At 56.6% G+C, this 24,594-nt stretch carries 16 protein-coding genes; 7 read left to right on the plus strand and 9 right to left on the minus strand.

Annotated elements, in window-relative coordinates; translation table 11 throughout:
* The first annotated feature begins 131 nt into the window (after positions 1-131).
* Positions 132-827 (plus strand): response regulator transcription factor, encoded by a 696-nt coding sequence (locus J9777_RS09385; RefSeq protein WP_209348437.1) that lies wholly within the window; start codon positions 132-134, stop codon positions 825-827.
* A 9-nt stretch (positions 828-836) separates the two neighbouring features.
* Here J9777_RS09385 and J9777_RS09390 read toward each other — a convergent pair whose 3' ends face one another.
* Positions 837-2,591 (minus strand): hybrid sensor histidine kinase/response regulator, encoded by a 1,755-nt coding sequence (locus J9777_RS09390; RefSeq protein WP_209348438.1) that lies wholly within the window; start codon positions 2,589-2,591, stop codon positions 837-839.
* A gap of 13 nt (positions 2,592-2,604) precedes the next feature.
* Positions 2,605-3,921, minus strand: coding sequence for an MFS transporter (locus J9777_RS09395; RefSeq protein WP_209348439.1), 1,317 nt, complete (start codon positions 3,919-3,921; stop codon positions 2,605-2,607).
* A gap of 154 nt (positions 3,922-4,075) precedes the next feature.
* Between J9777_RS09395 and J9777_RS09400 the strand changes: the two genes are divergently transcribed.
* Positions 4,076-8,854: a hypothetical protein gene (locus tag J9777_RS09400; protein ID WP_209348440.1), complete on the plus strand. Its 4,779-nt coding sequence runs from the start codon at positions 4,076-4,078 to the stop codon at positions 8,852-8,854.
* Between the two features lie 87 nt (positions 8,855-8,941).
* Here J9777_RS09400 and J9777_RS09405 read toward each other — a convergent pair whose 3' ends face one another.
* The 3 genes from J9777_RS09405 to J9777_RS09415 form a co-directional block, all read right to left on the minus strand.
* On the minus strand, positions 8,942-9,547 hold the full coding sequence (locus tag J9777_RS09405; RefSeq protein WP_209348441.1) for a hypothetical protein: 606 nt from the start codon (positions 9,545-9,547) through the stop codon (positions 8,942-8,944).
* A gap of 110 nt (positions 9,548-9,657) precedes the next feature.
* A complete protein-coding gene (locus tag J9777_RS09410) occupies positions 9,658-11,517 on the minus strand; it encodes a DUF885 domain-containing protein (protein ID WP_209348442.1) in 1,860 nt (619 codons plus the stop codon).
* Between the two features lie 97 nt (positions 11,518-11,614).
* Positions 11,615-12,556 (minus strand): MBL fold metallo-hydrolase, encoded by a 942-nt coding sequence (locus J9777_RS09415; protein WP_245228560.1) that lies wholly within the window; start codon positions 12,554-12,556, stop codon positions 11,615-11,617.
* Positions 12,557-12,695: 139 nt separating this feature from the next.
* On the opposite strand from J9777_RS09415, the gene J9777_RS09420 reads away from it, so the two are divergent.
* Both J9777_RS09420 and J9777_RS09425 read left to right on the plus strand, forming a co-directional pair.
* The gene (locus J9777_RS09420; RefSeq protein ID WP_209348443.1) at positions 12,696-14,252 is read left to right on the plus strand and encodes a phage tail sheath C-terminal domain-containing protein; all 1,557 of its coding nucleotides are present in this window, start codon (positions 12,696-12,698) and stop codon (positions 14,250-14,252) included.
* On the plus strand, positions 14,253-14,705 hold the full coding sequence (locus J9777_RS09425) for a phage tail protein (protein ID WP_209348444.1): 453 nt from the start codon (positions 14,253-14,255) through the stop codon (positions 14,703-14,705).
* 16 nt (positions 14,706-14,721) lie between these two features.
* On the opposite strand, the gene J9777_RS09430 is transcribed toward J9777_RS09425, so the two are convergent.
* Together J9777_RS09430 and J9777_RS09435 are read right to left on the minus strand one after the other, a co-directional pair.
* Complete coding sequence (locus tag J9777_RS09430) at positions 14,722-16,008, minus strand: amidohydrolase family protein (RefSeq protein WP_209348445.1); 1,287 nt, start codon at positions 16,006-16,008, stop codon at positions 14,722-14,724.
* A 97-nt stretch (positions 16,009-16,105) separates the two neighbouring features.
* Positions 16,106-16,996, minus strand: coding sequence for a LysR family transcriptional regulator (locus J9777_RS09435; protein WP_209348446.1), 891 nt, complete (start codon positions 16,994-16,996; stop codon positions 16,106-16,108).
* 119 nt (positions 16,997-17,115) lie between these two features.
* Between J9777_RS09435 and J9777_RS09440 the strand changes: the two genes are divergently transcribed.
* The 3 genes from J9777_RS09440 (at position 17,116) to J9777_RS09450 (ending at position 23,005) form a co-directional block, all read left to right on the plus strand.
* Positions 17,116-20,205, plus strand: coding sequence for a TonB-dependent receptor (locus tag J9777_RS09440; protein ID WP_209348447.1), 3,090 nt, complete (start codon positions 17,116-17,118; stop codon positions 20,203-20,205).
* 172 nt (positions 20,206-20,377) lie between these two features.
* Positions 20,378-22,441 carry a S9 family peptidase gene (locus J9777_RS09445; protein WP_209348448.1) on the plus strand — a complete coding sequence of 688 codons (2,064 nt, stop codon included), beginning with the start codon at positions 20,378-20,380 and terminating at the stop codon, positions 22,439-22,441.
* Between the two features lie 54 nt (positions 22,442-22,495).
* Positions 22,496-23,005, plus strand: a complete 510-nt coding sequence (locus J9777_RS09450; RefSeq protein WP_209348449.1) for a hypothetical protein — start codon at positions 22,496-22,498, stop codon at positions 23,003-23,005.
* Here J9777_RS09450 and J9777_RS09455 read toward each other — a convergent pair.
* Positions 23,002-23,904, minus strand: a complete 903-nt coding sequence (locus J9777_RS09455; protein WP_209348450.1) for a MipA/OmpV family protein — start codon at positions 23,902-23,904, stop codon at positions 23,002-23,004. The two genes, J9777_RS09450 and J9777_RS09455, sit on opposite strands and share 4 nt — an antisense overlap.
* 62 nt (positions 23,905-23,966) lie before the next feature.
* Positions 23,967-24,575: a DUF2585 family protein gene (locus J9777_RS09460; RefSeq protein WP_209348451.1), complete on the minus strand. Its 609-nt coding sequence runs from the start codon at positions 24,573-24,575 to the stop codon at positions 23,967-23,969.
* Between the last annotated feature and the right edge of the window lie 19 nt (positions 24,576-24,594).

Consider the following 24,594-nt stretch of genomic DNA (forward strand, 5'->3'; position numbering starts at 1 on the left):
CTCCTTCACAATCCCGTACAGTCATTCGGCGTCTGTACGGCCACCATTGACAATCGCCGCCCATCCGCAAAAGAGACTGCAATGGGTCCGGCTGAATGGATCGGCCCGTAGTGTGAGATGGGGACCTCCGCTTGAATACAATCACAACCGACCGGTCGGAGCCTCCGAAGGCTGGCACGATGTCCATCGCGCTGGTCGATGATCATCGGTTGTTCCTGATGGGATTCTCGCTCCTGCTTGAGCGGATCGAGCACGATTGCAGCGTCGAGCCATTCGATACACCAGTCGATCTCTTGAAAGCACTGGATAATGGATCGCGGTTTGATCTGGTGATCTGCGATTTGATGATGAACAGCATGAACGGCCTCGCTTTCATTGCGGCTCTGCGCGGGCGGCATGATGTACCGGTATTGATGATTTCCGGGATCAACACGTCGCCGCCGCTGGCCGAAATGCGCCAGCTCAATGCACAGGGCTTCGTGCACAAATCATCGGACGATGCGGAGCTGGTCGAAGCGATTGAAACGGTGCTGCAAGGAGGCACTTATTTTCCGCATTATGCTCCGGATGGTGACGGCGGTGCTGACGGCAATTTCGGTGATGTTGCAGATATCTACGAGGACGGATCGGAAGTGCCGGTTCTGACCACGCGGCAGATTGAGATTCTCACGCTGATTTCCAACGGTGCAACAAACAAGGAAATCGCGCGGACACTGTCGATCAGCGAGAACACGGTGAAGACTCACATCAAGCAGATTTTCGAATTGCTGAAAGTCAACAAGCGCACTGCGTCAGTTCGGGCTGCCCAAGCCCTCGGCATTCTCTGATTTGAGTGTCTATGCGTTCGCGGGATGCGCGTTCTGCAACATATCTTGCATCGCCACCTGAAGGTCACCGGGCTCAATCGGCTTGTTGAGGTAAATGATGGCATCGCCTTCATTGTAGCCCGCCAGATTGCCGAGATTACCGCTCATCAGAATAGCCGGGATCTGCGCATTACATTCCTCACGAATGGCCGCAATCAGATCAACACCGTCATCATCGGGCCCAAGCCGCTTGTCGATCAGAAGCAGCGCCGGATCGCTTTCGGTCAGTGCAACAATCTCCAGCGCTTGTTTGGAACTGCTCGCCGAGATGACTTGGCATTTCCATGAGGTCAGTACTGCTGCCATCGCTTCAGTGACCGCAGGCTCATCATCGACGAGAACCACTAGCGGAGCCCCATCGAAAGGGTCACCGTCATTTGCGATAGCAGCCGGTCCTTCAGCCTTAGCGCCAGCGAGCGGCACGGAAAGATAGAAGGTAGTTCCCTCGCCCGGTGCGGATCGCAGATCGATACCGATATCGAGCAATTCGCAAAGGCGCTGAACAATCGACAGGCCGAGACCGAGACCGGGTGTGGCACCTTCCCCGCCGACGCGGACATATTCGTCGAAGATCCGGTCCTGATCCTCTTGTGAAATTCCTTGTCCGCTATCGCTGATCGTGATCCGGGCGATCTGTCCGACCCGTTCGGCATAGAAACTAACATGGCCATCTTGCGGGGTGAACTTGCGCGCATTGGAGAGCAGATTGCGCAGGATACGCGCAAGTAGCAGCGGATCGGTTTCAACCTCGACATCGTCGAACTGGACCTTATCCAACGGCGGGCTGCGCTCGTTTGACGTAAATTCATCGACCAGCTTGTGGCATTCCTCTGCCAGTTTCACCGGGACAATACGCGGGACAATTGCCCCGCTATCGATCCGCGAGACATCCACTATGCCCTGCAGCAAATCCTTTTGCGCACGCCACGATTCCTCGACCTTGTCGAGCATGTCATGCTGCGATTGTGTCTCCAGCATGTCGCGCAGCGCCTTCATGAAAAAACCTTGCGATTGGAGTGGCTGCGACAGGTCGTGACTGGTCGCGGCGAGAAAGCGCGACTTCTCTTCACTCGCTTGCAGATAAAGCCGGTTCTGAGTGACGATCTTTTCGTTGAGCGTTCGTGCGTTACGCGCTGCAATCGTCTCCCGCGTATCAATTTCCACTCGCGCGCTGATAAACATTGCGAACAGATAATAGACGATCACACCCATCCCCAGCAGCGCGAGGCCGCCCGGTGCAGTGAAAGCAATATAAAAACCGAGCGGTGGCAGCGAGGTGCTGGCCAATGCGATATAGGTCGCGCGATAGGCAGAGCTCGGCAGCAAGCCGCCGATAGTAATGCTGAACACCGTCAGGCAGCCGAGGAAGATCGTCAGCTCTGACGCATAGTCAATCTGGTAAATCGCGAAGCCGCCCCAGACTAGGCCAGTAACTGCCGAAACGATCCGGTGCCCGCGCAAAAAGCCGCTGACATTTTCCTTTGTAATTCCCTCCCGCGCGGCGAACTTGCCGAAGAAATAGGCAACCACCACCATTGTCGTACCCAGCGCGAACCACACCGCTGCGATCACTCGCGAATTGACCAGCGCCATGATCACCGCCGTGTACACGACGATAAATTCAACCAATACACTGGATCCCCAAGCGCGCTCTTTCAGCAGCCGCGCTTGTTCCATACGCAGCAGCGCAAGATCTTCAGATTCAAGGAGTTCGGGCTGATCCATTACCTGGGGCGTATCACGAAGCCTGCGCAATATGGAAGTCCGGGCCGCGCCGCATGATTACGATCGCCACGCATTTTAGCGCGACCGGGATCAAAGCGAAAAACCCCATAAAGGTCAGCATTGTAACCGGATCATGCGTCCCGCTCTTCTCGAACTCCAGATAACCGAGAACCGGAAACGCAATTCCCATAGGTGCGGCGAAGGCGCATTTCGATACCGCGTTCTTGACCGACAAATACACACCCGACAGCCGGTCTCCCGTGTCACTTTCATGATCGGACGCAATGTCGGCGAGCAGAGATGTTGGCATCACTGCATCGCAGCCAAAAGTACCGCCGATCACCGCGAAGATGATACAGATCGCCACCACATCGCCCTCGCCGAATAGCGGTAATGCCAACAAGGCAACCATGCTGATCATGATCCCTGCCTGCCAGCATTTTGCCTTACCCACCCGGCGCGCAATCGCGAGCCATAGAGGCAAGAACAGCGCGGTCGATAGGAACAGCAGACCAACAAATATCCCGATCAGATCGGGCGCTTTCACGATGAAGGTGACGTATAAAAGGATCAGCCCACTGAACAACGCATTGGCGGTCTGGACGATGAAGAATGGCCCGAGCAGATATTTGTACCGGCTCTCCGCCAAGATGGTTTTGAGTGACGCGCCAATCCCCATGCTGGACCGCTGGTCGACACGGTCACGGCTTGGCACGAAAATGACGAATAACAAGAAGCCCAGCGCCGCCAAACCAATCGCGATCATCGCAATCGCGGGCAGTGAGCCTGATGCGCTGGTCGCCAGCAGTAACGGCATCGTTCCCGCGAGCATTGCACCGGCCACTTGAAAGCCTGCCTTGGAACTCGCCAATCGAGAGCGCTCATCGACATAGGGCGATATCTCCAACCCAGTGGAAGAATAGGGCACATCCAGCATCGTCAGCGAGATGAAGAATACCGCCCCGACAATTATCAGATAGGCTGGCCCGATATCGCCCGGAGGAACAAGCAGAAACCACAAGGCAACACAAAAACCGATAATTCCAGCCGCCATCCACGGCTTACGCGGACCGAAACGGCTGCGTGTGCGGTCACTGAGATTGCCGATCAGCGGATCGGTCAGAATATCCAAGATACGCCCGCCCAGAAAAATCGCGCCGACGACTCCCAGCCCGAGACCCATATCAATCGCGTAAAATGTGGGCAGGTAAGTGAGCAGCGCCAGCCCGGCCATCGCCAGCGGCATGGTCAGCAAGCCGTAGCTGGTCAGTTGCCACGCCGTGAGACGCGGAATATCTCTCTGATTATCCTGTGGAATTGTGCTTTTCATAGTGTCTGAACATTTCGAAAATCTGCGACCGATTCGGTCCAGTCAATCGGATTTCAGCCTCCCCCGCAATCACCCGTTTGGGCGATACAGCCACCCGCCGCGCAATGATAGTCCGCCCCTTAGTTAAGAATCATTAACCAATGAGGGCACCGTTATGATCCGCTTCACCAAATCAAAATCCGCATATCTCCTGAGCGCCGGCGCGGCCGCGTTTGCTGTGGCCAACTTGGCAATGGCGCCTACCGAAGCGCAGGCAGAGGACTGCGTGCTCGATACAGACGATGACGGGATCATAGACGGTTTCGCCAACGCCGAAAGCAATGGCGACGATAACTCATTAGCCTGTGGAACGAATGCAACCGCAACCGGTGGTAGCGCGACAGCAATTGGAGCCAACACAAACGCCACGGGTGGAAGCTCAACAGCAGTCGGCATTGGTGCAACTGCTTCAGGATCGATCAGTACCGCTTTAGGGCAATCTGCTTCGGCAACTAACACCGCAGCCACCGCCATCGGCCCGTCTGCATCAGCAACGGGCAATGGTGGAATTGCTATTGGTTTCCGAACGCGAGCGAGCAGCACAGCCACTGTTGCTATCGGTACGAACGCAAATGCTTCCGGCGGCAACGCGGTCGCAATAGGCGCTGGTTCGATAGGTAGTGGTGGTGGCGCTGCAGCTTTCGGTTCGAGCGCCCAAGCCAGCGCCGGCCGGGCCGTCGCGCTTGGCATATCAGCATCGGCAAGCGGGATTAGCAGCGTGGCGCTCGGTGCGGATTCTACCGCCGACGAAACATTTACCGTTTCGGTCGGCCGCGAAGAAACATCTGTCGGCGCAGGTGACGGCATCACGCGTCGTATCGTCAATGTTGCGGACGCCACAGATGACAATGACGCGGTCACACTGGGCCAACTCAACACCGCTATCGCCGGAGCAGGCGGCGGTAACGACTATGTCGATATCAACAGCACCGGCACAGCCGCGAGCGCAACGGGCGATGATGCTGTGGCGATTGGCGAAAGTTCGACGGCCACAACAGACGGATCGGTAGCCATCGGTCTGGCCAGCGCCGCGACGGGGGCAGATTCGACAGCAGTGGGTGCTGATTCAGCCGCGACAGGTTCCGATGCAACCGCCGTTGGTTCGGGCGCCACGGCAAGCAACTTTGCGTCTGCTTTTGGACGGCTCGCAGTTGCCAGCGGAAGCGAGGCAACCGCAATCGGTCAAAACGCCGATGCAACGGGTGTAGCTTCAATCGCCGTCGGCACTGATGCGCAGGCCACCGCAACTGGCGCTATCTCGATGGGCCGGCAAGCAAACGCATCGCAAGGCGATGCAGTGGCGATCGGCCGCGGATCAATCGCTTCGGCATCCAATGCGCTCAGCTTTGGTGCCTTCGCCAATGCAGCGGGCGCTGGCAGCCTCGCCTTTGGCGGCAACTCGGCAGCATCTGGCGCAAGCTCGATCGCCATAGGCAATGTATCGAACAGCAGCGCACCGAACAGCGTCGCTATTGGCGTAGCTGCGCGCAATGACGCCACACCTTCATTCGGCAACAGCGTTGCCATAGGTGGTTCGGCAAGGACTACGTCCTCCAATGCCGTTGCAGTGGGTTCATCAGCCACCGCCGGAACGCAAGGCACCGCGCTAGGTCAGCGCGCCAATGCAAGCGGCTTCAACTCAACCTCAATCGGTTTCCTGTCGAACTTCAATGTGACTGTCGGGTCACTCAGTACAGCGGTCGGTTCAAACTCGGTCAGCACCGGAACGCTCTCGACCGCTTTGGGCACGCGCGCTAATGCATCCGCCGAACGTTCGGTCGCGCTCGGGTCGGACTCTGTCGCAGATCGCGACGACACCATCTCGGTTGGTAGCGCCACCGCCACACGGCAAATCGTCAACGTCGCCGCGGGTACGCAAAATACTGACGCGGTCAATGTCGCCCAACTCAATGCCGCCATCGCAGGTGCTGGCAATGATTATGTCTCGATCAACTCGACCGGCGCGGCGGCTAACGCAACTGGAACCGATGCTATCGCCATTGGTGAGGCCACCACTGCGACGCAATCCGGATCAATCGCAATTGGCGGCGACGGACTAAACGCAAGCCGTCCGGCTACAGCGGCGACGGGCCAAGGTACGGTGGCAATCGGGCGAGAAGCAGCAGGCGGCGGCAATGGCAGTGTTGCTTTGGGGCAAATTTCCACCACCACCGGCGACCGGGCGATTGCGATTGGTAGCAATTCAAACGGACTAGCGAACGACACTGTTTCGATTGGTGCTTCGTCACAAGCGCTGGCAACGGGTGCGACAGCACTTGGTGTTGGGGCAGCTGCGAGAAATTCCGGTTCTCTGGCACTTGGTCAGTTTGCCGGAGCATCGGGGGACCGCGCGATCGGCATCGGGGCGCAATCTGCAGCCCGCGGCGCAGAATCCATCGCGATCGGCCGCCTGACGCAAGCTCAGTCAACCAACGCGATTGCGATCGGCAACAACGCGGAAGCGCGCGCTTTCAACACAATCGCGCTAGGCACAGATGCACACGTCACCGCAAGCGGCGGTATGGCATTCGGCGAAGAAGCAACGGTCAGCGGTACACGCGGCATTGCGATTGGCGGAGATGGCACAGATGCAGGTGATACAGGCGCAACCGCAGACGGTATTGATGCCATTGCATTTGGTACTGACAGTAATGCCAGCGGTGAAAGCGCGATGGCGCTGGGTGAACTGGCCAATGCCACGGGTGATCGAGGCGTTGGTCTTGGCTTCTTCACGCAAGCGACCGGGCGCGATTCTTCGGCTCTTGGTTCGCACGCAGATGCGTCGGGAACAGAGGCCGTGGCAGTTGGCTTCCGGTCGGAAAGCTCTGGCCTGCAAGCCACAGCTGTGGGGTCTGGTGCACTAGCACCGGGCTTGCGCGCTGCAGCCTTTGGTAACGCAGCAGACGCCGCTGGCGACATGAGCGTTGCGATTGGCGGGCTGGCCAGCGCCGCTGCCGAGCGTTCAATTGCAGTTGGCGGTAATGCGTCAGGTAGTGCCGACGGCTCGATAGCCATTGGCAGTGACGGAACCGATCCCAATACCGTCGGCGCGCTCGCCAGCGGGGTCGACGCGGTCGCCATCGGCACTGATTCCAGCGCCAGCGGTGAAAGCGCCCTGGCACTTGGTGAGCTGTCCAACGCAGAGGGTACGCGCGGAGTTGGCTTAGGCTTCTTCACGCAGGCCACTGGCCGTGATGCAGCCGCGCTTGGTTCATTCGCCGATGCATCCGGCGTTGCTTCACTGTCGGCCGGTTTCCGGTCGGAAGCATCGGGCCTACAGGCCGTTGCTCTCGGTTCCGACGCAATCTCTTCGGGCAGCCGCTCTGCCGCGCTAGGCTATGCATCCGAAGCAGCGGGCGCAGGTTCCATCGCCATTGGCGGTGACGGATCGGATCTGGATACCGCAGGTGCGCTGGCAAGTGCCGATGGCACAGTAGCCGTTGGTCAAGATAGCGCAGCAACCGGCCTCAACGCCGTTGCACTAGGTACGGAAGCCGCGGCCAGTGGTTCCGACGGTGTTGCTCTAGGCCGCTTGGCCGAAGCATCCGGTGACGGTTCAACCGCGCTCGGCCGTCTGGCTAAAGCAGAAGGTGCCAACGCACTTTCACTTGGCGGTCTGGCGACAGCGACCGAAACACGCGCCACAGCGCTTGGCTTCCTTGCCGAGGCTACTGCGACTGATGCCACTGCGGTTGGTTCGCTGAGCGAAGCGTCCGGTACAAACGCAATCGCAGTCGGGTTCAAGGCCGACAGTTCAGGCTTGCAATCATCGGCCATCGGGCCCCGTTCGATTTCGAGCGGTACGCGCTCAAATGCGTTCGGTTATGATGCCAGAGCGACCGGCAGTCTCAGCGTTGCCTTGGGCTCCTTTGCTCGGGCAGGCTTCGACAATTCGGTTGCCATAGGTAACGCGGCAATGGCCACGCGGGCGAACCAAATCGTGCTGGGCACGGCGAGCCATACTTATACGCTGCCTGGACTGCCGCAGATCGCCTCGAACAATATCCAGTCGGGCGATACATTCTACGTCACCGTCGATAGCGCGGGTAATCTAGGCGTCGTGAACACACCAATTGGCTCAGCGCCGCCACCGGCAGCAATGTCGACCGCACCCAGCGACTCGCAAACAACAGCGGCAACGACCAACACGATGATGGCGATCGCTCCGTCATCGGCCCCAACTGTAGCCGCTGCACCAGCACCAGGTAACTTTGCCCAAACAAGCACCGATGGCGGTCCCGCATTGGTATCGAATGCTCCGATTAGTGCAGCTCCTGAAGGTCTCACTGGTCAGTCGATTGTCGAACGGATTGTACCATCGGGCCTGGCCGCACCAACTAACGCGCAACAGGCACCGGGTGATGTGGAGGCTGCAGCGACACCGGCTCTTGCCGCCGCAGGACCGCAGGAACTGACCACCGCAGCCCAACCGGTTCAAGTCGCGGCACTGGGGGAAGAAGCCACCGTTACCGAGCTTCCCCCAGAGTTCGCCCCCGCAGCAGGCACACGAACCACAGCGAATGTCAGCAACACCACAAGCGTTGGCGTGGCGGTTCCAGCTCTATCCGCGGTAACCGACGCGCAGTTCAGCGCGCTCGATACGCGGGTCGGCAATCTGGAGGGTCAAGTGACCGAACTGTTCGATCTGGCGGCCGTGCAAAGCAAGGATCTGCGCCAGAGCATCGCCGCAGTCGCCGCGATGGCACAGCCACACTTCCCAAGCGAAGCGGGTAAGACCAGCTATGCATCCAACGTGTCCTATTTTCGCGGACATGTCGGATTCTCGGCCGGTGTAACGCACCGCTTCGAAGGTGATTTCGCGATCACATTGGGGGCCACCTATGGCGGCGGTAAAAACACCGCAGTCAAAGCGGGTATCGCTGGCGAATTCTAATGCCCATTGGTTAAAACCGGCGAAGCCTGAAACGGAAAGGCGGTGGAGTGCGACCCCCACCGCCTTTCTTATTTTGCAACGAGCAGATTAGGCTTCGGCGTCTGACTTGGACATCAGGATAGCCAGTGCAAGCAATAGCGTAGCCGCAGTTCCAGCGGCGCCTGCAGAGAGAAGAATTACGTTCTCGTCGCCCATGCCCTTTGCCATGCCGAGCAGGTTGGTCAGCAATGCGGCAATGCCGCTCAATATTGCGAGTCCGCCCACTGCTTTGGCCGCACCAGTACCGCGGAGCAGAACCGCACCGAGCACTATGCCAGCGAAGCCGAACGCAAACTTACCGGCGAAATAGAGGAAAAACGCTCCAGCAAGCACAGCATCAAATGCCGGAGCCATTGCCTCGCCAGCTTCTTTGAGAGGGCCGAACATTGCCAGCCCCATTCCGACCTGGATAACGTTCAACGTGCCGCCGACTGCGAGCGCAGCCCAAGCGGCTGCATTGCCCAATTGGCGCGCCAAGGTGACGAGCGCGAGAACCGACAGACCGAGGAAGACGACAGCCTCAGTCGTCCAGATAATCATGCGTGGAGGTGTCCCTCCACCTGAGGAGATTGCGAAGTAAATGATCTGCGTGACGACGGTAACAATCAGCAAGACAGCCGATAGCTTCGCCGCACGATTGGCGGAAATATCCATGATAAAAGTCCCTGTTGCGGGACGCAATTTGTCCCAGTCCCCGGTTCGCACTAGCATGCGAACCGGTTACACGGGAAATCAGAATTTTTTGGTCTCAGCTTTTGCGCCGATTACATCGACTGGCTGGCAATCCAATCGTCGATCTTCTTCTCCAGCACAGGTAGTGGCAACGCACCCGTATCGAGCACTTGCGCATGGAAACCTTTGATGTCGAAACCATCGCCCAATTCAGTCTCTGCCTTCTTGCGCAGCTCCTGAATTTTCAGCGCGCCGACTTTGTAAGCAAGCGCCTGTGTCGGGATCGCGATGTAGCGTTCGACCTCTGCCGTTGCGTCAGTCTGCCCCATCGATGAATTGTCGATCATATATTGGATCGCCTGATCGCGGGTCCACCCTTTGGTGTGGAGCCCGGTATCGACCACTAGCCGCATTGCACGAAGCTGCTCGTCCGCCAGTGTACCCATCCGCTGATAGGGATCATCGAACAGGCCCATCTCGTAACCGATAGTCTCCGAATAGAGTGCCCAGCCTTCGACATAAGCGGTGTTTCCACCGAAGCGCATGAATGCCGGGATATCCTCATTCTCCCGCGCCAGACTGATCTGGAAGTGATGCCCCGGCGCCCCTTCATGCAGATAGAGCGTGGTGTTGCCAATGATATTGCGGCTCGGCAGATCATAGGCATTAAAGTAAAAAATGCCTGGACGCGATCCGTCAGCCGAACCGGCCTGATAGGACCCGCCCGCCTGGAATTTCTCGCGGAACGGCTCGTAGGGGCGAATTTCGAGCGGAGTCTTGGGCGTGAGCGAGAAATAGTCGCCGATCTTGGCATCCACGACTTTACCAATCCGGTAATAATCCTGCGTCAGCCACTCGCGGCTTTCGGGTTGGAACTTTGGATCGGTTCGCAGGTGCTCAAAGAATTCCTGCAGGGTTCCTTCAAAGCCGACCTCCTGTTTGACGCCTTCCATCCCTTCAAGGATGCGTTTCACTTCGGACAGTCCGAGATTGTGCAGATAGTCCGCGCTTAACGGCAACGTCGTCGTGTTCTCGATCATTTGAGCATAGAGAACATCGCCGCCCTTCATTTGACTAAGACCGACGGTTTCGCGCGAGACGGGTAGATATTCTTCGACCAAGAAATCGCGCAGCCGTGCATGGGCAGCGTAAATTGCGCTGATGGCTTCCTGATGATCTGCCTCGAGACGGGCCTTGTCTTCATCGGAAAATTCGTCGGGGAATTTCTTCATCGGACCCCACAAAGGGGATTCTGTGATGCTCTGACCCAGCTGTGTGTTGAGCTGCTCGATCACATTGTTGATTGTCAGCTGCGTTTCGAACACGCCGCTGGCCATGCCCTCACGAAACTTGGCAATCGAGCGATCGGTTATCGCGACATAGTCCTTATGCCGCGATACATTGTTTTCGTAATCTTCCACGGTCGCGAAGGGCGCGCTGCCCTGCCCGCTGGCAAAGGTCGGGTAGAATGTATGGAACCCGCTAAAGTGGTTCACCGGACGCACTTCGGTCAGCGCGCGAATTTCGGGTGCATTACCCTTGAGCGATTGCTCCTGATTATATTTGAAAACGTCATATGCAATCTTATCGGTCGCATTCAGTACCGTGCGGTCAATCTCAGCAAGAGCCGCCAGATTGACTTTTGCGTTCGCGATATCCTGCGCGACATATTCGTCAGTCAGGAAATCACCGATCTTGTCCGCATAACGCATATCACCGCGGAACAGCGCACTGATCGGATTGAGTTTGAGATTGGCTTCGTCAGCAGCTGCGAAGAGTGCCGATAGCTTCTCGCTTTCTACCTCTGCGTTTGGTGCTGACTCCATGACATCAGCTGTTTCAGCCGGGGTAGCCGCTACAGTATTCGCAGAAGCGACCTCGGCATCGTTAGCGCCGCAAGCAGCGAGCGCCAAAGCCGATGCGCCAAGCAGCGCGGTGCGAAGAATCGTCATGTGGTAGTCCCCTGAGAATTGAATTTTCTGACTGTGGGTTAGGCGGGTTGGTGCCGTCAATACCCGGCCCTATCGACCAATGGGTATTGCAGTTCGATCAATCGAGACAGAACCTGTCGCCGCGCCGCGCGATATTGAAGCCGTTTGCCCCGACTTCACGGCTCTCAGCACTTTCTGGATCGCGGATCGGGTTGGTGTGGTTGTAGTGGATGAAATGGACCTTGGCGCGTTCTTTGGGCGGTAGATCTTTCAATAGATCCATCGTCTCGGTGACGCGCGGATGCGGGATCTGCGACATGTCACGGCCAGGTAGCTCATTGTCGTCATAGAAAGTCGCGTCGATAAAAACGGCTTCTATGCCGTCCGTCAAATTTGCGGTCCCGCCGCCAAGCTCATCCATTTTTTGCCAACTGTCAAAGTCGGGCAGATACATCACGGATTTGCCAGCAACGATCATCACATAGCCCACGGTTTCCGAATATTCATCGCGGTGAGGTGCAAGGAACGGCGCAACAATAAGATTCTGATCTACAGCATGAATAGAGGGCGCAGATAGGACTTGGATATCGATATTCTCAAGCTCAACCAATTGGCTCCAGGGACCATTTGTACGTAAAAATTCCGCCATACGCGGCATCGCGTAAACCGGTACATTCTTTGCTCCAGCGGCTTCTCGCCCCAGATAGACCAGGCCGAGATAGTGCCCGATATGCGCGTGGGTAAGGAAGATGCCATCTATACCGAGCCCCTCCTTAGGAGGCTCAATCGCATCAAGCATCGCTAGCTGTTCGGTAATCGCGGGCGTGGCATCGAACAGATATCGCTTCCCCGCGACCCGGTCGATCAGAGCCAGTGAACTCGGTAACAAGCGCGGCCCATCATCATCCGCATTGCCGATCTGCGGTGCGCCAGCATCCTGTCCTGCGCCCAGAACCACCAGTTCGTTCTGGCAAATCGGTGCCTCTTGCGCTGCGGTGGGTGCAACCAACAGCATAGTGCCAAGCATTGTCAGAGTCTGTTTTATCCTATCGGTCATCATGTCCGCTCCGCAATATTCGCATCACAGGCTTATAGGATGTTCGATTGTCCCGATAGGCCATCTTGTTACAGCGATGTCTAAGTGAGGCCCGGAACCTATGCCGCCAACAATACGATATCCCGGAGTATATGTTACGGAGGTGGATGCTTTTCCGCCTTCAGTTGTCGGCGTCGAGACTGCGCTTCCCGCTTTCATTGGCTACACCGAAAGAGCCGATATTGGCGGTAAATCCATGTACGGCAAGCCGGTCAAAGTCGCCTCACTCGCCGAGTTTCTTGCGGTATTTGGTGGACCTTATCAGCCAAGTTTCAAGATTTCAGAGGTCCCTGCACCGGCAAATGCGGGATCGGTTGATGCGACGATTATCGATCGCGCTGCCGGAACCGAACGCTATTATGCGATCAAGCATGACAATGCCGCTCGATTCAACCTCTATCGCAGCATCAAGCTGTTTTACGAAAACGGTGGCGGGACTTGCTACATAGTCTCTGTCGGCACCTTCACCGACAATGGCGCTAACACCGTAGTGGCGAAAGACGACCTGCTGGCCGGAATCGATGCATGCAAAGAAGCGGAAGACGCAACGATGCTCGCCATTCCCGATGCTGTCCTGCTGCCGCCGAATTCGGATCAAAAGTGGGCACAATCGAACGATTTCTACGATGTAGCCAATGCTATGCTGGCGCAGTGTAACACGTTGAAGAACCGCATTGCGCTGATCGATGTGTATGGAACAGGGCACCTCAACGGCGAGACAGCTTTGCAATTCCAGAAGGATCTCAATACGGTCGTATCCGCCTTCCGCGCGGGAATAGAGGCCGATGATTTATCCTATGGCGCGGCCTATTTCCCATTCCTGCGAACGTCCGCTTTTTCGTCAATCGACATCACCTACAGATTCTTCGATCACACCGATCTGAAAGAGATACTCAAGACGCAATGTGCATTGTTGTATCAAGATGCACATAAAGACGCCGTTGATGCGCTGATTGCCAAGATCGACCCTGATCATCACGACGCGCCCGCAGACGACGCAGCAATTGCGACGTTAGAGAGTGAACTAACCTCCGTACTACCAGTACTCAAACAGCTTGAAGATCGTTTGGCGCGCACTTTGGGAACTCTACCCCCCAGTGCAGCCATGGCGGGCGTCATGGCGCGCGTCGACAACACCAAAGGCGTCTGGAACGCTCCGGCGAATGTATCGCTCAATTCTGTGATCGCACCGACAATAGACATTACCAATGATCAGCAAGAGGATTTAAACGTTCCGCTCGACGGAAAATCGATCTGTGCGATACGCAGTTTCCCCGGACGCGGCACGGTGCCGTGGGGTGCCCGGACATTGGACGGCAACAGCAATGATTGGCGCTACATCCAAGTGCGGCGCACGCTGATCTACATCGAGCAATCGATCAAGAACGCGATGATGCCTTTCGTCTTTGCAGCCAATGATGGAAAAACATGGGCCACTGTAGTGTCCGCCATTTCCAATTTCCTGCAGCAGACTTGGGCACAAGGCGGACTGATGGGGAACACCCCGAGCCAAGCTTTTTCGGTTGAATGCGGTTTGGGTTCAACCATGACCGCGCAGGACATATTGGAAGGCTATATGGTCGTGGAGGTCCGTGTATCGATGCTCCACCCGGCCGAATTTATCGCCCTCAACTTCAAACAAAAAATAGCGGAGGGCTGAATGGCCGGAGAAACGCAGGACAATGTGTGGCCAATGCCGAAATTCTATTTTTCAGTCGATCTTGGCGATGGCGAAACCGTCTCATTTCAGCAGGTCGAAGGTTTGGAAAGCGAGAGCCAAGTGATCGAATATCGCCACAGCAATAGTCCGGCCTTCGCCCCAACAAAAATGCCCGGCATCGCGCGGGTCGGCAACATTACCATGCGCAAGGGAATGTTCACCCAGAGCAGCAAGTTCTGGGACTGGTATGAGCAAATAAAGATGAACACGATAGAACGGCGCACCGTTACGGTAGCGCTGCTGGACGAAGTTGGTGATCCAAAAATGACTTGGACGCTGAACAATGCGTTCCCGACAAAACTAACCGGCAGCGATCTGAAAGCTGAAAGCAACGAAATTGCCATCGATACGCTGGAACTTGCTTATGAAAAGCTGACCGTCGCTGAAAAGTAATTTTGCCGTTGGATTATCATTCCACGACCCGCCCGCGCACCATTACCCAATCAACATCTTCAAGCACCGTTACATCGGTCAGCGGATTGCCATCCACCGCGATGATATCGGCTGAATAACCCGGTGCGATACGGCCAATCTCACTTTCAAGCCCAATCACTTCGGCAGCAATTGTGGTCGCACTTGCGAGCGCTTGACGGTTGGTCATCCCGCCTTTGGTCAACAAAGCGAACTCGCCCGCATTCTGTCCATGCGGGAAGACACCGGCGTCCGTGCCAAAGGCAACCTTTACGCCATATTCGCTGGCTCGTTCGACAATGCTTTCTGCAAATGGTCCCACTTCGCGGATTTTGTTCTCGACAACCGGCGTGTAGAAACCCTTGCCAAGGTTCACCCTGATGCCTTGGAACGCCATTAGGGTCGGGACCAGAATAGTACCATTTTCCTTCATCACACGACCAGCCTGCGCATCGATATAGGTGCCGTGTTCGATCGTATGGACACCAGCACGCGCCGCCGCCTCGATACCGCGCGCACCGTGCGCATGGGCGGCAACTTTCAGACCAAGCGATTCAGCCGTGTCGACGATCGCTTTCATTTCGGGATCGCTGAAATGCGCCTCTAGCCCGCGCCCCTGCTGGCTCAGCACGCCGCCGGTAGCAGTGATCTTGATCAGATCTGCTCCGTATTTCGAAGCCGTCCGCACCATCTCGGCGCATTGGGTCGCTCCAGTGCAGGCAAAGCTGGTGCCGAGCGCATCATTCACTTCGCGGCGAAAGCCATTGATGTCGCCGTGCCCGCCGACAATCGCAATGGTCCGACCCGACGTTACAATGCGCGGCCCCGGCACTACGCCCGATGCGGTGGCGCGGCGCAAGGATTGGGTGACTTGATCGCTACGCGAGCCTAGGTCGCGTACTGTCGTGAAGCCAGCGAGCGCCGTGATCCGCGCATTCTTGGCCGCTATCAAAGTGTACCATTCGGGAGGATTGGTCGCAGCACGCCAGAACTCGCCGCTTGGATCGCCCGACAAATGTGTGTGCAAATCGATCAGACCGGGAAGGACGGTCTTTCCGGCAAGGTCGACCACTTCGGCCCCACCGACAGGTTCTGCATGACCGCTTTCAATCGATACGATTTTACCATCCGTGACCACGATGGTCGAAGGACCACTTGCCGCACCCGATGCATCGGCAATCACCGAACCTGCGTGGATATAAGTGGTCTCCGCAAGCGCCGATGACCCGGCTAATGCAAGCGAAACCGCAGCAGCGCCCGCTAGTAATTTGGTAAGCCCGAACATTGTGGTATCTCCCTGTTGCACCCTTCATGCAGCGAACCGTTTGCTTCGGCAAGAACATAGCAAGCCAGCGGAAGGCGAACCAACCGAGCGAGGCCATTCAAACCGGATCAGACAACGCCGCCCATATCCTATCGACCACCGGATTGTTATTTTCGACCGAGCGGTAGATGCGAATACTCATGGCCGACATCCACTCCTTCGGAATCAGTTCCGCCCTTGGAGCGCCCTCTCCAATCAAACTATGCGGAACCCAGCAAAGACCGAGCCGTTTTTCGGCGGCGGTCATAAGACTTTCGGCCAGCGACGCGCGATACTTCGGGACTAGGCGAGGCCCGAAGTCATTTGCGGAAATGATCGACCGGACGACATGCGCCATAAATGTCGAATCTGAATATTTGAGATAAGGAATTTCATTCTTTTCGGCTTCGCCGATATAAAGCCTGGCATCTTGGGGGCCGCAGTAAGGCACCATTGCATCTTCACCGATCACCAGGTTCGGAAATTTTTCCTGGTCGATATCGAACTTTACCGATGGATGACTGTAGCACAAAAACATGTCGCTGCTGCCATTTGTGAGGCTGAGAAGATACTCTTCAACGGTTCTCGCATCGGCAGTGATCGAGATGCCAAAAGGTCCGATCCGTTCGGTCAGATCCGCCACAAGCTTCGGCACGAATGCGAGCGCAAGAGTATGCAAACAGGCGAGATGCACCTCATAGTCTGCTGTGCGCGCCGAGGCGGCAATGCGAGACTGGGCTTCTTCACTCATGGCGACGATCTCTCGTGCTGTCTGGATAAAGTCTTCACCTTGCGGTGTGAGCGTTATTGGATGGTGCGAACGATCCAACAGTTCCGAACCGGCCCATAGTTCGAGCGACTGGATGCGTCTGCTAAGCGCTGACTGGGTGACGTGGCGTGTTTCGGCAGCCCGCGAAAAGCTGCCCAACTCAACGACATGAAGCAGATCTTCTAGCCATTTGATGTCCAACTAGATGCACTCCGCAACGTTATGCAAATTTTGCATAGGTATTTCCTAATTACGAACTGGCACAATGGCAACGACTGTGAGCAATCTATGAACAAATATTGATTTGGGAGGAAAACAATATGTCATCGTTCAAGAGCCGTCTGTTGGTGTTCACTTGCCTTGCATCTGCCGGATTGGTGTTCGGCGGCACAGCCGCGTCGGCGCAAGATAATAGCGAGCCCGATACAACGCTGCCGCGCGACCAGCCTGTGATACCGGATAACGACCCTATCATTGTGACCGGATCTCGCATCGAACGTCCGATCGAAAACTCATCGGTCCCGCTTCAGATACTCAGCGCTGAAGATATCCAAGAAACAGGCACGGTCGATCTGCAAGAGGCCTTGATCGAACTTCCGGGCGTTTCCCCTTCTATTTCACCGCAAAGCAGCAACAATCTGATCCAGACCAGCGGGCTGTCAACAATCAGTCTGCGCCGTCTCGGTGACGATCGCACATTGGCCCTGATCAATGGCAAGCGGGCTGTTTCCAATTCGGGTAACTCGGATCGCGTAAGTCTTTCAACCATACCAGAAGGGTTGTTGAAACGAGTCGATGTTGTCAGCGGGGGATTTTCTGCGGTTTACGGCTCTGACGCCATCGCCGGAGTCGTGAATTTCATCCTCGAAGACAGCTTCGAAGGTCTCGAGTTTAACGCCCGTTATATGACACCCGAGGCAAGCGGAGGTGAAGATTTCCGCGTTGGCTTCACGGCCGCGCAGCGATTTTCCGATGATCGTGGCTACGTCCTGCTTTCAGGAAGCTACCGTGATGTAAACGCCATCCGGGCCGACGCCACGCGCCCGGAATCAATCTTGGCGTTAGAGTTTGACGATCCGCTCAACAACAGTGCAAATAGTTTTGCCAACGAAATCAACCAACCCGGGTGCGATCCGGCCAATGAAGATCGCCATTGCCTGCTCGGATCTCTCAGTCAAAGCACACCCGGGGGCGTGTTCGAGAATACCGACGCGTGGTTCGTCAACGGACGTTGGTTCAATGACCGTTCGCTGCAACCCGACGACCGAACCGGCTCACAAGATTTTCTTGGCGATTTCGACGGGTACAATTTCCGCCCCGGGCTAAGCCTGCTGGGCGCACGCGAGATCTTCAATGTTGGCGCGAATCTGACCTACGAGTTCTCGCCCGCATTCGAAGTTTCGGTGCTTGGTCTGTATAACTTCGTCTCATCGAACACTTTCGGTGGTTTTGAAACGCTCAATCACAGCGATACTTTTGGGCCGAATGCCGGCCAGATCGGGAATATTGCCGCCGATCACCCATTTATTCCGCCCGAAGTCGAAGAAACCCGTTCTGGCTCGGTCGATTATGACCGCCGTTTGGTCGAACTGGGCCAACAACAGCGGCTCAATGATCGCGAAACCTACCGGTTAATGGCCGAAATCACCGGCGAACTTGGACCGAGCTTCCGATACGAAGCCTATGCGACGTTCGGAAAATTCCGTCAGGACCAAGTCAACACCGGTGAATACAACATGCGTAGGGCACAAGATGCCTTGAATGTAGAAGTCTCGGCCGGAGGGGCCGTCCAATGTGCGCGTGCGTTGGCCAGAGCAGAGGGCTGCGTGCCGTTGAACATTTTTGGCGAAGGGACCGTTTCTCAAGCAGCTGCCGACTATATCCGGTATATCGGTAGAGCGGCGCAAACACGCACCCAGTTCAGCACCGGCGCATTCGTGCGCGGAGACCTGTTCGATATCTGGGCCGGTCCGGTCAAGGCTGTGTTTGGCGTGGAATATCGTTATGAGGGGCAAGAAACCTTCGGCGACCCCGATGGTGATGACTTCGCGGGCATCAACGGTGTGCGCGATCTCAACGATGGCGCGACTCGCGACACGCCGGGCTTTGTCCCCGATATCGACTTCGATCAGACCAGCCTCGCAACCTTCCCGAGCGTCGATGTGAGCTACAAGGTCAAGGAAGTCTTCGGCGAGCTCGAAATTCCCTTGATCGACAATATGCTCGATCTGCAACTTGCGGGCCGGATTGCGGATTACAATACAATTGGCACGATCTTTAGTTACAATGCGGGCCTGAGTTTCCGCCCGACCGACTGGCTGCGGCTACGCGGACAATATGCCCGTGCACAGCGCGCGCCGAACTTGACGGAAATCTTTTCTCCGCCTCGCCCTGACGCGGATGGCCTGACTGATCCGTGCGAAGGCCTGTTGCCCGACGGGTCGGGACTGAGCACTTTGTCGGGAACGGGCGGCGAAAATGCCGACCTGGCGATCGTCGCGGCGAACTGTCTCGCAGAGCCAGGTATTCAGGCCTTTTTTGCAGATCCGGCAAACATCGATCCGGACACCAATCAGGTAATCGGTTTCGATGGCCCAGGATCGGTGCAGGGTCCCAATGCCGGTAATCCCAACGTACAGGAAGAGACCGCCGACACATTCACGGCAGGCCTTGTGTTTACACCGAATTTCATTCCCGGCCTGACTTTGGCGGTGGATTACTATCGTATCGAAATCAGCGATGCGATCACCTCGATCAGCACACAAAATACGGTCGATCTATGCTATTCCGCAGCCGACTATCCCAACAACAGGTTCTGCGACGTGATTACACGCAATCCTGCCGATGGCGCGGTTACCGAAGTGATCAACTTCCAAGAGAATCTCAATGAGGAATTGGTCGAAGGCATCGACGCACAGCTGCTGTATCGCTTCGAGCCGGGGTTCATTCCTGGCCGGTTCGACATCGACATGCGCTATAGCCATTATTTCACGGATGAAGTCACTTTCGAAGGGATCGGCGGGACAATCATAACCACCTCGCCGCTCGGCGAGATTGGCAGCCCGAACGATGAATTCCGTCTGCGGGTGGGATATCGCACTGGCGGCTTCCGCCTCTCTTACACCATGACTTACGAAGGCGGCGGGGTTGACGACATCGAAAGCGATCCCAATCCGACCGATGACCGCTTTTATCGAGTTAGTGGGCAGGATTATCATCGTATTTACGCGGCCTACGATTTCGGACCCGACGAGAATTTCAGGATTTTTGGCGGGGTGAACAACCTGTTCGATGACTACGGCCCGTTCGTTCCCACCGGGCTCGACAATGGCAGCTCGCTGAATATCGTCAGCGGCCTTAACGATCCCGCTGGTCGCGAATTCTACGCAGGCGTCCGAGTCCGTTACTAGATTTCCAATGGACGTTCTTTGTGGGGGCCACGGCACCTTCGTTGCCCCTGCTTCGTGCTCCGCCGCAAGCGCGCCGCTGACGGGGATCACTGTCCGCTCGCCCGGTTGCATCGGAAACTACTTTCGGTATTGAGCGTTGCCATAACAGTTCGTCACGAGAGGAAAATTCACAATGACTCGCAAGCTTCTGCTCGCAGCCACTTTGCTTGGCTCGGTATCGATTGCCGCAACCGCATCCGCCCGCCCGATGACACCAGAAGATGTCGCGAAGCTGGAAAGCGTCGGCGCGATTGTTGTCTCCCCTGATGGTAGCCGTGTTGCCTATACGACGTCGAGCATGCCTGATGTCACCGAAGGCGAAGACAATGGTTCTTCCAAGCAGCAGCTCAGCGTTGCGACCGGTCCCGATAATGCGCGCGTTTTCCTGCCTGCTGATGTCAGCCCATCCGGCGTAACTTTCTCACCCGATGGCAGCATGATCAGCTTCAACTGGAAGCATGACGATGATGATGGCCGCGCGGTTTGGGGTATCCCGGTTGATGGCGGCGCACAGCGCAAGCTTGCCGAGGTTGCAGATTCCAGCGTCCGTTCGCACGCTTGGAGCCCCGATGGATCGACTCTCTATATGCTGGTCGGTGCGGAAAAAGATAAGCAACGCGACAAACAGAAGAAGGGCGGCTTCAACGCTATCGTCTATGAGGAAGAAGCGCGCCTTAATCGCATGTTCTCTGCCTCAGTCGGCATGGAAGTCGACGCAGAGCCGGCAGAAATTAGCGTGCCCGGCTATGTCAGCAGCTTCCAGATTGCTCCTGATGGCACAAAGGCCATCGTCAACACTGCCCCAACGCCGAATGTCGATGACAGCTATACTCTCAAACGTGTCAATGTGATCGATCTGGCCAGCGGCAATGTAACCGCGGTCGTCGAGACACCCGGTAAAATCGGCGACGTGGAGATCTCGCCAGACAGCACTAAGTTGTCTCTGATCGCGGGCGTTGACGAGAATGACCCGGCCTCCACCACATTGCACCTCGTGGACATGGCAACTGGCGAATATTCCGCCGTCAATGCCGGTGCCGCTGAAGCAGCCGTGGACGCTGAATTCCTTGGCACCGGGCAACTGGCCACAGTCATCCACAAAGGCGCGACGAGCTTCCTGCGCTTATACGACGCTAACGGCACCCAGCTGAATGAGATTGAAGCGCCAGGCCTCGCAGTGACAGGAATCGATGCTGGCGGTACCCGCGTGGTCTTCCGGGCCAGCAGCGCGGAACATCCCAGCGAATTGTTCGAAGTAGACCAAACGGGCACCATCACCCGCTGGACCAATCACAATGATTGGTTGTCAGACATCACTTTCGGCAAGCAGAGCGTGGTCACTTACACAGCGCGCGACGGACAAGAGATTGAAGGCATTCTGATCGAGCCTGTTGGCGGCGCCCCCGCCGGCGGCGCTCCGCTGATCATGAATGTCCATGGCGGCCCAGAGGCGCATGAGCGCAATGGCTGGCTGACTGCCTATAGCAAGCCTGGCCAAGTTGCCGCAGGCCAAGGCTACGCGGTGTTCTTGCCAAACTATCGCGGTTCTACTGCCTATGGCGTTGCTTTCTCCAAGCAGCACCAGAACGATTATGCCGGCAAAGAATTTAACGACATCATCGATGCGAAGCGGCACCTTGTCGCCGAAGGCATAGCTGATCCTGATCGCACTGGTATCACCGGTGGTTCTTATGGCGGTTATGCCACGGCATGGGGAGCGACCGCGCATTCGGACGAGTACGCAGCCAGCGTGATGTTCGTCGGTATCTCCAACCAGATCAGCAAATTCGGCACGACCGATATTCCGCGTGAAATGTTCAATGTTCATAGCCTCAAATGGCCATGGCAGGATTGGCAGAGCATGCTCGAAGTTAGCCCGATCTACCACGTTGAAAACGCCGAAACACCGATCCTGATTATGCACGGCGCTGAGGATCCGCGCGTTGCCCCGTCGCAAAGCTACGAGCTCTATCGCAACATCAAGGTGCGCAAGCCCGATACGCCGGTGCGGCTCGTGCTCTATCCGGGTGAAGGTCACGGCAACCGCATGGCTGCGGCGCGCTATGACTATAATCTGCGGATGATGCGGTGGTTCGACACCTACCTCAAGACCGGCGACCGCAAGGCACCAATTCCGGGTCCGCGCCCTGAGCTCGCTGAGAACGCCAAGGGCGCGGCGGCTCCGGACGACGAATAAGTCTTAACCTTAAACCGCTAAAAGGCTCGCCGACCGGAGAACGGGAGGCGGGCCATGCGCGGAATATTGGGTTTGATTGTCGGGATTGGACTGGTTGCTTTTGCGGCCGGATATGTGACGACCGATAACGAGCCGCCGCTGTTCTTGCAGATCATTTTGGCTCTGTTCGGTCTCATGCTGATCTGGGCGAGCCTGCACCATTCACGTCTGCGTATGAAACGCTGGTCAGTGCATAATGGCGGCCGCGAGAAGCATGGTTTTGCCCGATTGCAGAGGCATATCAGTGAAGACGACCTCATTGCCGAAGTCACTTTCAAATCAACCTATGATGAGTGGCTGATCACGCTCGATTCAGCGAGCATGAAGGCCAAGCTGGAAACAATCGGCGATGAAGTGCAGGCTGTCGCTTGGCTGGGCGAAGACGGTTTAATCTACGGCTTGGACTTGGATGGACAACGCACTCTGCCGCTCTCACCCGGAAAACCAATCACCCGCGAGATGCGCGAGAAGATGAACCGCCAGAGCCAGCGCCGCGAACTGAGAGCGCAAAAACTCTCGTCTTAGAACGTATAGCCCAGCCCGACGCCGACAAAGAACTGATCTGCCTTACCACGTATCGCGGTATATGGATTGTTCTTCGCATCATCGATCAGCCGCGAATAGCCGCCGATGACCACGGCGTTGAGTCCGCCATTCAGCGCGTTGCCATCCATATCGACGGCCACCAGCGTAGTCGCGCTGACTTTGGTGAAACCGCCATCTGCAACGAACTGCGGCAGGCCGCTTGCCGCGCTTTGGGTTGCGCTCACCGAGTAATAATAGTCAGCGAAATCATCGCTCGCATATTCGGTCCCAAGCGACAGCGATACAAACGTCCCGCGATTGACCGGCGTCGAATAGGTAATGCTCGGGTCAATAACCATACCGCCATGCGCGCCAGCGACATCCCAGCGGATATCCGCGCCCAGTGTCAGGCTATCGAACGGATTGAGCAATTTCGGAAAGCTGATCCCCGTCGCTGCTCCAACCTCGACAGCGCGATCAAGCTCACCCGCAGCGATAACAACCGGATCTTCAATTTGGTCGGCACGATCGTTGCGCAGACGGATAGCAGGGCCAAAAGTGATATTCGGGCCATCATCGGTGTCAGGAATGAAATCGAGCGCCAGCCCGGCTGGACGCGGGCTGATATCAACGCCAGCCACGCTACCCTGCACCACGGGCAGCGGATTAAACACGTAATCGTCCGACCCACTATAGCTGGGGCTATACGCGACACCGAAGCCGATATTGATCCAAGTGTCATCAAACACAGAATCGGGTGGTCCGCCTTGTCCGGCTTGCACGCCCTCAGGCGGACCCGCTGGTGGGCCGGTCGGCGCTTCTTCGGTCTGCGCCAGAGCAGGTGCTGCAGTAAGGGTGAGCGCGCTGCATACGAGCCCGGTTAGAATGCTTCGTGTCATATCAAACCTCTGTTTGATCGTTATTACGGTGCAAGAAGTCCGCTGTTCCTGCCGGGTAGCAATTAACCCATGCCCTGCCATTCTCTAATCGCTTCAAACGGCCAGACGAGCATGATCACATTGAGCGTAAGATTGTCGCGCACGACCATTGCCGCGACAATCTCCATGATAATGGCGAGCACCACGGTGACCCGCACCGGCAATTTCAGCGCGAGATAAAAGCCGAAGCTCATCCAGGCCAGATCGGCCAAAGAATTGATGATGCTATCGCCCGCATAACCAAAATTGACTGTGACCGAGCGATACCGGTCGATCACCATCGGGGTGTTCTCCACGATCTCCCACGCCGCCTCCAATGCGATAGCCAACGTGAAACTCCAGCGCGCAACAGGTTGACCGCCATCTTTGGCTCCCAGGCCGAGTTTCACGAACAGCAACCACCCCAGCCCATAGAACAGCATCCCGTGGATGATATGGCTCGGCGTGTACCAATCTGACAGATGCTGGCTGTTACCTGAGGAATTGATATCACCGTACCACAGGCTGACATAGCCGCATTCGCAGATCGGCGGCCGATCCATCGCGAACAACACGGCGAGCGTGATGAGAACCAGAACGATAGAAGCGATGATCGCCCTGCGGTGAGGAAGAAGTGTGCTTGTCAGTGTCATACCACCTTGTGCCACAGCA

The organism is Pontixanthobacter sp. CEM42, from assembly GCF_017812015.1.
GTDB lineage: Bacteria > Pseudomonadota > Alphaproteobacteria > Sphingomonadales > Sphingomonadaceae > Pontixanthobacter.